Genomic DNA, 7,733 nt, shown 5'->3' with positions numbered 1-7,733 from the left:
GGAGGAGGAAGATGAGCAAGGCGAAATTCGAGAGGTCCAAGCCGCACGTAAACGTTGGTACGATAGGTCACGTTGACCACGGCAAGACGACGCTGACTGCGGCGATAACGCGTGTTCTGAGCGCCCGCGGGGGAGCCGACTTCCAGGCCTACGACATGATAGACCGCGCTCCCGAGGAGCGCGAGCGCGGCCTGACCATATCGATCTCCCACGTGGAGTACCAGACGGAGAATCGCCATTACGCTCACATAGACTGTCCCGGTCACGCCGACTACGTGAAGAACATGATAACCGGCGCCGCCCAGATGGACGGCTCGATCCTGGTGGTGTCCGCCGCCGACGGCCCCATGCCGCAGACCCGTGAGCACATACTCTTGTCGCGTCAGGTCGGCGTTCCGTACATAGTGGTGTTTCTTAACAAGACGGACATGGTCGACGACGCCGAGCTTCTGGACCTTGTGGAGCTGGAGGTTCGGGAGCTTCTTAGCCAGTACAAGTTTCCCGGCGACGACATCCCGGTGGTCCGCGGCAGCGCTCTGAAGGCCCTTGAGTGCGGGTGCGGCAAGCGCGAGTGCGGGGCCTGCGGTCCCGTGCTGGAGCTGATGGAGACCCTCGACAGCTACATACCGGAGCCTCAGCGCGACGTGGACAAGCCCTTTTTGATGCCCGTTGAGGACGTCTTTTCGATCTCCGGTCGCGGCACGGTTGTTACTGGTCGCATCGAGCGCGGAGTGATCAAGGTCGGCGACGAGGTGGAGATAGTGGGCTTCAAGGACAAGGCCGACAAGACGGTCGTGACGGGGGTCGAGATGTTCCGCAAGCTCCTGGACGAGGGGCGTGCCGGCGACAACGTGGGGTGTCTTCTGCGCGGGACGAAGAAGGACGAGGTCGAGCGCGGCCAGGTTCTCGCCAAGCCCGGAACGATCACTCCCCACAGGAAGTTCCAGTGCGAGGTCTATGTGCTGACGAAGGAGGAGGGCGGCCGTCACACGCCGTTTTTCAACGGCTACCGTCCGCAGTTCTACTTCAGGACGACGGACGTGACGGGCGTGTCGAAGCTTCCCGAGGGTACGGAGATGGTGATGCCCGGCGACAACGTGAATCTGGAGGTCGAGCTCATCACCCCCATAGCCATGGAAGAGGGCCTGCGTTTCGCCATCCGCGAGGGCGGACGCACCGTGGGCGCGGGAGTGGTCACCAAGGTGATAGAGTAGAAGACGAGTGTTCAGGAGAGGGACCGAGGGGTGGAAAACCAGAAGATAAGGATAAGGCTCAAGGCCTACGACCACAGGCTGCTCGACATGTCGGTGCGCGAGATAGTCGAGACCGTCCGGCGCACGGGCGCGGAGCTCCGCGGCCCCATACCGCTGCCCACGCGGATAAACAAGTTCTGCGTGCTGCGCTCTCCCCATGTGGACAAGAAGAGCCGCGAGCAGTTCGAGATGCGCACGCACAAGCGCCTGATGGACATAGTCGAGCCCACGCAGCACACCGTCGACGCCCTCATGAGGCTCGACCTTCCGGCTGGCGTGGACGTGGAGATCAAGCTCGACTAAGAGGCCGTCCGGCCGTATAATCGAGGGAGCAATGCCGCCGAGGCAACTCCCGGCAGAGGTGTGACTGAGATGGTTGAAGGTGTGCTCGGCAGGAAGATCGGCATGACCCACATATACCGCGACGGCGTGCAGGTGCCCGTGACGGTCATCGACGCCGGCGGCAACAGGGTAGTGCAGAGAAAGACGGTCCAGAAGGAGGGCTACGACGCCGTTCAGATAGGCTTTGCCGAGAAGAAGGAGTCGAGGACCAACAAGCCCATGCGCGGCCACTTCAAGAAGGCGGGCAAGTGCTTCTACCACCTCGCCGAGATGAGGGGCGACGGGCTCGACGGGCTCGAACCGGGCCGCGAGATAAGGCTCGACGAGGTATTCAAGGCCGGCGACTACGTGGACGTGACGGGACGCTCCAAGGGCAAGGGTTTCGCCGGCGTGGTGAAGCGGTGGAAGTTCGCCGGGGGACCGGCGAGCCACGGCTCCATGCACGGCCGCGCCCCTGGCTCCATAGGCCAGAGCTCGGACTCGTCGCGGGTCTTCAAGGGCATGCGCATGGCCGGCCACATGGGCGACCGCACGACGACGGTGCAGAACCTCGAGGTCGTGGACGTGAGGGCCGACGAGAACCTGCTGCTCGTCAAGGGGGCGGTGCCTGGCCCCAGAAACGGCGTGATGATTATAAGAAAGGCGCTCAAGAAGGCCCCGAAGGCCGCCGGTTAGGCCTCTCAACTCTTGGAAAACGGTGGATGCGTGATGATTGTCGATGTGCTGAACAACGAGGGTGCCAAGGTCTCCGAGGTGGAGCTCAGCGACGAGCTCTTCGGAGGCGAGGTCAAGGAGCACCTCTTCTACGAGGCCGTCAAGGCCAGGATGGCCGGGCGCCGCTCCGGCACGGCCTGCACCAAGACGCGCGCCCAGGTGCGCGGCGGCGGGGTCAAGCCCTGGCGCCAGAAAGGGTCCGGCCGGGCCAGGGCCGGCTCCAACAGGTCTCCCATCTGGCGTCACGGCGGCACGGTCTTCGGACCCAGGCCCAGGGACTACTCCTACGCCCTTCCCAAGAAGGTGATGCGCGGCGCGCTGAAGAGCGCCCTGCGCCTGCGCCTGAGGGACGGCGCCTTCAAGGTCTTCGACGCCCTTGAGCTCGACGAGCCCAAGAGCCGCAAGGCCCTTGAGATGCTCCGCGGCTCGGAGATAGAGAGCGCCCTCATAGTGGTTGAGGGCGGCAACGAGAACCTCAAGCTCTCGGTGCGCAACCTCAGGGGCTACAAGGTCATAGACGCCCCCTGGCTCAACGTCTATGACGTCCTCTACTACGACACGCTCGTCATGACGAGGGCGGCGCTGGAGAAGGTGGAGGCCATGATCAAATGATAGAGCTCTACGACATCATAAAAGCGCCGGTCATAACCGAGAAGAGCGCCGCCCAGGGCGAGGCGGGCAACAAGTACGTCTTCTGGGTCGATCCGAGGGCCAACAAGGCCGATATACGCAAGGCCGTGGAGAAGATATTCAACGTGAAGGTCACGGCCGTCAACACCCAGAGGCTTGCCGGCAAAGTCAAGAGGATGGGGCGCCATTCGGGACGCAGGCCGCTCAGAAAGAAGGCCTACGTGACGCTCAGGGAGGGCGATACCATAGAGCTCTTCGCCGGCGTCTGAAGCGCCGCGGGAGCCTGCGCGAGCGGACCACCGGGGAAGGTCCGGCTGATTGCCCCGAGGGAGCCTTTTTTCCGAAGGCTTGCCCCCGGCGCAATGAGTCCCGGAGTTTCCAAAATAAAAGACAAGAGAGCCATTAAAGATGCCGATCAAGACTTACAAACCCACGTCTCCGGGTCGCAGGACCATGACCACCGTCGTCTGCGAGGGCCTTGCCGACAAGCGTCCCGAGCGCAGTCTCACGGCGCCGCACAGGCGCAAGGGGGGACGCAACTGCTACGGCAGGATCACGGTGCGCTGGATAGGCGGAGGCCACAAGAGGATATACAGGGTCATAGACTTCAAGCGCGACAAGCGCGGCGTGCCCGCCAGGGTGGCGGCCCTCGAGTACGACCCGAACCGCTCGGCCAACATCGCGCTCCTCCACTACGCCGACGGCGAGAAGCGCTACATCATAGCGCCCGATGGGCTCAAGCCGGGCGATACGGTCATGGCCGGCGAGGACGCCGAGATACGGGCGGGCAACGCGCTGCCGCTTCGCAAGGTGCCGCTCGGCTCCTTCATCCACAACGTGGAGATGAAGGTCGGCAAGGGGGGGCAGCTTGTGCGAAGCGCCGGCGGCTATGCGCAGCTCATGGCCAAGGAAGGCAAGTATGCGACCATAAAGCTCCCTTCCGGCGAGATGAGACTCGTCCTCCAGGAGTGTTACGCCACCATCGGCCAGATAGGCAACAGCGACCACGAGAACGTCACATACGGCAAGGCCGGCAGGGTGCGCTGGCTCGGACGCCGCCCCCACGTCAGGGGCACCTGCATGAATCCGGTGGACCATCCCCACGGCGGAGGAGAGGGCAAGAGCAAGGGCGGCAACCAGCCCCAGAGCCCGTGGGGCGTGCCGGCCAAGGGCTACAAGACGAGAAGGCGCAAGCAGAGCGACAAGTACATCCTGTCCAGGAAGAAAGGGAGGAAGTAGTGCGTTCCTTAAAGAAAGGCCCCTTCGTGGACGCTCATCTCATGGAGAAGATAGAGCGGGAAGGAGAGTCCAAGAGCAGGAAGGTCATAAAGACCTGGTCGCGCAGGTCCATGATCGTGCCCGAGATGGTGGGGCACACCATAGCGGTCCACAACGGCAAGAAGTTCATCCCCGTCTTCATAACGGAGAACATGATAGGCCACAAGCTCGGCGAGTTCTCGCCGACACGCACCTTTCACGGCCACGCGGGGCTCAAGAAATCAAAGGTGGGCAGGTAAGAGGAGATGGAAGCGAGAGCCGTAGCCAGGTATATAGGCGTCTCGCCGCAGAAGGCGAGACTGGTGGTGGACCGGATAAGGGGCAGGAAGGTGGACGAGGCCCTTGCCATGCTGGAGCTCATCAACAAGGCCGTAAGCCGCGACGTCTCGAAGGTGCTCCGCAGCGCCGTGGCCAACGCCGAGAACACGAAGAACCTCGATGTCGACAGGCTCTACGTGAAGAAGGCCTTCGTCGACCAGGGCCCTTCCCAAAAGCGTCTGCGCGCCCGGGCCATGGGCCGCGGAAACGTCATAAAGAGGAGGACCAGCCACATCACCATCGTCGTTGAAGAGGCGAAGGAAGGGAGGTAGTTCTTGGGTCAGAAGGTGCATCCCATAGGCTTCAGGCTCGGCGTCTGCAAGGACTGGAGCTCGAGGTGGTACGGCGGCAAGGAGTACAAGAGCCTTCTTCACGAAGACATAAGGATAAGAGACTTCATCAAGAAGAGGCTCTACCACGCCGGCATATCTAAGATAGAGATAGAGCGCCGTTCCAACAAGGTGCGCGTCATCATCCGCACGGCGAGGCCTGGCATCGTCATCGGCAAGCGCGGCTCGGAGATAGACGTGCTCAAGCGTCATCTCGTCAAGCTCGTGGGCAAGGACGTGGAGGTCGACATAGTGGAGGTGAGGAAGCCGGACCTCGAGGCCCAGCTCGTGGCCGAGAACGTGGCGCTCCAGCTCGAAAGGCGGGTCTCCTTCCGCAGGGCCATGAAGAAGGCGGTCACCACGTCCAGGCGCATGGGCGCCGCCGGCATAAAGGTCATGTGCTCGGGCCGTCTCGGCGGGACCGAGATAGCCAGGCGCGAGTGGTACCGCGAGGGGCGCGTCCCTCTCCACACCCTGCGCGCCGACATAGATTACGGGCTCGCCGAGGCCAAGACCACCTACGGGGTCATCGGAGTGAAGGTCCTCATCTACAAGGGCGAGGTCATGAGGCCCAGGGGCGAGGGCGCCGGCACGGCCCGTCAGTCATAGAGGTGAATCAGCCATGTTGATGCCCAAGAAGGTAAAGCACAGGAAACAGCAGAGGGGCAGGCGCCGCGGGCTTGCGCACCGGGGCGCGACGCTCAGCTTCGGCGACTTCGGCCTCAAGGCCGTGGGCCGCGGCTGGATATCGACCAGACAGATCGAGGCCGCCAGGATCGCCATGACCCGTCATATAAAGAGGGGCGGCAAGATCTGGATCAGGATATTCCCCGACAAGCCCATAACGAAGAAGCCGGCCGAGACCCGCATGGGCAGCGGCAAGGGCGCCCCCGAGGACTGGGTGGCCGTGGTCAAACCCGGCAGGGTGCTCTACGAGATGGAGGGCGTGGCCGAGCCCGTGGCCAGAGAGGCCTTCAGGCTCGCGGCCCACAAGCTCTCCATCCCGACCAAGTTCGTAAAGAGGGAAGCCCTATGAAGGCCAGGGAACTGAGAGAGATGACCCTTGACGAGCTCAGGAGCAGGGAGGCCGAGCTCGCCAAGGAGTGCTTCAACCTGAGGATGCAGCACGCCACGGGCCAGCTCGAGAATCCGCTGAAGCTGCGCATGATCAGAAGGGACATCGCAAGGGTCAAGACCGTCAAGGCTCAGAAGGAGAGAGAGGCGCAAGATGTCGGCTAAGAAAGGCACGAAGAAACGCCTGACCGGCAGCGTGGTGAGCGACGCCATGGACAAGACCGTGGTGGTCTCCATCACGACGCTCGTCAAGCATCCGCTCTACAAGAAGTTCGTCAGGCGGCGCGTGAAGTACATGGCCCATGACGAGAACAACCAGTACAAGGTGGGCGACAGGGTCGTCATAAGCGAGGTGCGGCCTCTGAGCCGCCGCAAGCGCTGGCGTGTGGCCGCCCTGGTGGAGAGTGCGAAATGATACAGATGCAGACCAGGCTCAACGTGGCCGACAACTCGGGCGCCAGGAAAGTCTCCTGTATCAAGGTCATAGGCGCATCGGGCAAGAAGTTCGCCCGCATAGGCGACATCGTCGTGGCCAGCGTAAAGGAGGCCATAGCCGACTCGAAGGTGAAGAAGGGCTCGGTGGTGAGGGCCGTGGTGGTCCGCACCGTCAAGGGTACGCGCCGTCCCGACGGCAGCTACATAAAGTTCGACGAGAATTCGGTGGTCCTGGTGAACAAGGACAACGAGCCCGTGGGCACCCGCATCTTCGGTCCCGTGGCCAGAGAGCTCCGCGCCAAGAAGTTCATGAAGATAGTCTCGCTCGCGCCGGAGGTCCTCTGAGGACGCCGCGGGGGCGGGAGCCCGGCGGCGGTCGCGCCGCCCGTTGAAGCGACAGGGGGAGAAGGTCAAGGTGATGCAGCACCCGAGATACAAGATAAAGAAAGGCGACCAGGTGATGGTCATGGCGGGCCGCGAGCGCGGCAAGACCGGCAGGGTCGCGCGCGTCATAAGGGAGAAGGGCAAGGTGGTGGTCGAGAAGCTCAACATGGTCAAGCGCCACCAGCGGCCCACCCAGAAGCACCGCCACGGCGGCATCATCGAGAAGGAGGCCCCGCTGGCCATCTCCAACGTGATGATCATCTGCGACAAGTGCAAGGGGCCCGTGCGCGTGGGCAAACGCTTTCTCGACGACGGCACCAAGGTCAGGTACTGCAAAAAGTGCGGCGAGGTATTGGACAAATGACGCCCAGACTCAAGCAGCTCTACAGTGAGGAGATCGTCCCCAGGCTCAAGGAAGAGTTGAGCCTCTCCAACGTCATGGAGGTGCCGAGGCTTGAGAAGATAGTGCTCAACATGGGGCTCGGCGAGGCCGTGAAGGACATAAAGGTGATAGACGCCGCCGTGCGCGACCTCACGCTCATCTCGGGACAGAAGCCGGTGGTCACCCGCGCCAAGCGCTCCATAGCGAGCTTCAAGCTGAGGGCGGGCATGCCGGTGGGCTGTTGCGTTACGCTGCGGGGAGCGCGCATGTACGAGTTCTTCGACCGGCTCGTGAACTTCAGCCTGCCGAGGATCAGGGACTTCAGGGGGCTGTCGGACAGGAGCTTCGACGGCCGCGGCAACTATACGCTGGGCGTCCAGGAACAGATCATCTTCCCCGAGATAGACTACGACAAGATCGACAAGCTCAGGGGGCTCAACATCACCATAACCACCACGGCCCGCAACGACGAAGAGGGCAAGGCGCTCCTCAAGCGCCTGGGAATGCCCTTCAGGCAGTAGGCGCCCCGGCGAAGCGGCGCGGGGCGCAGCGTCTGTGGCGGCGGGGCTCCGCGAAGGCGGCGGCTCCGTGAAG

15 protein-coding genes are annotated in these 7,733 nt (G+C 62.9%); all 15 read left to right on the top strand.

Going from position 1 to position 7,733, the window contains the following annotated elements; all coding sequences use genetic code 11:
- Positions 1 to 11 precede the first annotated feature (11 nt).
- The 15 genes from tuf to ENJ37_06660 all read left to right on the top strand — a co-directional run bounded on the left by tuf (position 12) and on the right by ENJ37_06660 (position 7,660).
- Complete coding sequence (gene tuf / locus ENJ37_06730; protein ID HHL40184.1) at positions 12 to 1,214, top strand: elongation factor Tu; 1,203 nt, start codon at positions 12 to 14, stop codon at positions 1,212 to 1,214.
- Positions 1,215 to 1,244: 30 nt separating this feature from the next.
- A complete protein-coding gene (locus ENJ37_06725) occupies positions 1,245 to 1,556 on the top strand; it encodes a 30S ribosomal protein S10 (GenBank protein HHL40183.1) in 312 nt (103 codons plus the stop codon).
- A 69-nt stretch (positions 1,557 to 1,625) separates the two neighbouring features.
- Positions 1,626 to 2,270, top strand: a complete 645-nt coding sequence (locus ENJ37_06720) for a 50S ribosomal protein L3 (GenBank protein ID HHL40182.1) — start codon at positions 1,626 to 1,628, stop codon at positions 2,268 to 2,270.
- Between the two features lie 33 nt (positions 2,271 to 2,303).
- Positions 2,304 to 2,921, top strand: a complete 618-nt coding sequence (locus tag ENJ37_06715; GenBank protein ID HHL40181.1) for a 50S ribosomal protein L4 — start codon at positions 2,304 to 2,306, stop codon at positions 2,919 to 2,921.
- Positions 2,921 to 3,208, top strand: a complete 288-nt coding sequence (locus tag ENJ37_06710; GenBank protein HHL40180.1) for a 50S ribosomal protein L23 — start codon at positions 2,921 to 2,923, stop codon at positions 3,206 to 3,208. Before ENJ37_06715 ends, ENJ37_06710 begins: the two co-directional genes overlap by 1 nt.
- Before the next feature lie 139 nt (positions 3,209 to 3,347).
- Positions 3,348 to 4,178 (top strand): 50S ribosomal protein L2, encoded by an 831-nt coding sequence (locus tag ENJ37_06705; protein HHL40179.1) that lies wholly within the window; start codon positions 3,348 to 3,350, stop codon positions 4,176 to 4,178.
- A 41-nt stretch (positions 4,179 to 4,219) separates the two neighbouring features.
- On the top strand, positions 4,220 to 4,456 hold the full coding sequence (locus ENJ37_06700; protein ID HHL40178.1) for a 30S ribosomal protein S19: 237 nt from the start codon (positions 4,220 to 4,222) through the stop codon (positions 4,454 to 4,456).
- Between the two features lie 6 nt (positions 4,457 to 4,462).
- Positions 4,463 to 4,807 (top strand): 50S ribosomal protein L22, encoded by a 345-nt coding sequence (locus tag ENJ37_06695; protein HHL40177.1) that lies wholly within the window; start codon positions 4,463 to 4,465, stop codon positions 4,805 to 4,807.
- 3 nt (positions 4,808 to 4,810) lie between these two features.
- Positions 4,811 to 5,473, top strand: coding sequence for a 30S ribosomal protein S3 (locus ENJ37_06690; GenBank protein ID HHL40176.1), 663 nt, complete (start codon positions 4,811 to 4,813; stop codon positions 5,471 to 5,473).
- Between the two features lie 13 nt (positions 5,474 to 5,486).
- Positions 5,487 to 5,900 carry a 50S ribosomal protein L16 gene (locus tag ENJ37_06685; protein ID HHL40175.1) on the top strand — a complete coding sequence of 138 codons (414 nt, stop codon included), beginning with the start codon at positions 5,487 to 5,489 and terminating at the stop codon, positions 5,898 to 5,900.
- The gene (locus ENJ37_06680) at positions 5,897 to 6,103 is read left to right on the top strand and encodes a 50S ribosomal protein L29 (protein HHL40174.1); all 207 of its coding nucleotides are present in this window, start codon (positions 5,897 to 5,899) and stop codon (positions 6,101 to 6,103) included. Before ENJ37_06685 ends, ENJ37_06680 begins: the two co-directional genes overlap by 4 nt.
- The gene (locus ENJ37_06675) at positions 6,093 to 6,353 is read left to right on the top strand and encodes a 30S ribosomal protein S17 (protein HHL40173.1); all 261 of its coding nucleotides are present in this window, start codon (positions 6,093 to 6,095) and stop codon (positions 6,351 to 6,353) included. Before ENJ37_06680 ends, ENJ37_06675 begins: the two co-directional genes overlap by 11 nt.
- Positions 6,350 to 6,718, top strand: a complete 369-nt coding sequence (locus tag ENJ37_06670; GenBank protein ID HHL40172.1) for a 50S ribosomal protein L14 — start codon at positions 6,350 to 6,352, stop codon at positions 6,716 to 6,718. The genes ENJ37_06675 and ENJ37_06670 overlap by 4 nt, the downstream gene beginning before the upstream one ends.
- A gap of 73 nt (positions 6,719 to 6,791) precedes the next feature.
- Positions 6,792 to 7,121 carry a 50S ribosomal protein L24 gene (locus ENJ37_06665; GenBank protein HHL40171.1) on the top strand — a complete coding sequence of 110 codons (330 nt, stop codon included), beginning with the start codon at positions 6,792 to 6,794 and terminating at the stop codon, positions 7,119 to 7,121.
- A complete protein-coding gene (locus tag ENJ37_06660; protein ID HHL40170.1) occupies positions 7,118 to 7,660 on the top strand; it encodes a 50S ribosomal protein L5 in 543 nt (180 codons plus the stop codon). The genes ENJ37_06665 and ENJ37_06660 overlap by 4 nt, the downstream gene beginning before the upstream one ends.
- Positions 7,661 to 7,733: the final 73 nt, after the last annotated feature.

This window comes from Deltaproteobacteria bacterium, from assembly GCA_011375175.1.
GTDB lineage: Bacteria > Desulfobacterota > GWC2-55-46 > GWC2-55-46 > DRME01 > DRME01.
The sequence above is the reverse complement of the archived record's forward strand: the minus strand, read 5'-3'. Positions and strand labels throughout refer to the sequence as shown.

Coding starts and splice junctions, on each gene's coding strand:
- ENJ37_06680 (HHL40174.1), top strand. CDS start 5,897: ATGAAGGCCAGGGAACTGAGAGAGATGACCCTTGACGAGCTCAGGAGC.
- ENJ37_06715 (HHL40181.1), top strand. CDS start 2,304: ATGATTGTCGATGTGCTGAACAACGAGGGTGCCAAGGTCTCCGAGGTG.
- ENJ37_06675 (HHL40173.1), top strand. CDS start 6,093: ATGTCGGCTAAGAAAGGCACGAAGAAACGCCTGACCGGCAGCGTGGTG.
- ENJ37_06695 (HHL40177.1), top strand. CDS start 4,463: ATGGAAGCGAGAGCCGTAGCCAGGTATATAGGCGTCTCGCCGCAGAAG.
- ENJ37_06685 (HHL40175.1), top strand. CDS start 5,487: ATGTTGATGCCCAAGAAGGTAAAGCACAGGAAACAGCAGAGGGGCAGG.
- ENJ37_06700 (HHL40178.1), top strand. CDS start 4,220: ATGGAGAAGATAGAGCGGGAAGGAGAGTCCAAGAGCAGGAAGGTCATA.
- ENJ37_06720 (HHL40182.1), top strand. CDS start 1,626: ATGGTTGAAGGTGTGCTCGGCAGGAAGATCGGCATGACCCACATATAC.
- ENJ37_06705 (HHL40179.1), top strand. CDS start 3,348: ATGCCGATCAAGACTTACAAACCCACGTCTCCGGGTCGCAGGACCATG.
- ENJ37_06670 (HHL40172.1), top strand. CDS start 6,350: ATGATACAGATGCAGACCAGGCTCAACGTGGCCGACAACTCGGGCGCC.
- ENJ37_06660 (HHL40170.1), top strand. CDS start 7,118: ATGACGCCCAGACTCAAGCAGCTCTACAGTGAGGAGATCGTCCCCAGG.
- tuf (HHL40184.1), top strand. CDS start 12: ATGAGCAAGGCGAAATTCGAGAGGTCCAAGCCGCACGTAAACGTTGGT.
- ENJ37_06665 (HHL40171.1), top strand. CDS start 6,792: ATGCAGCACCCGAGATACAAGATAAAGAAAGGCGACCAGGTGATGGTC.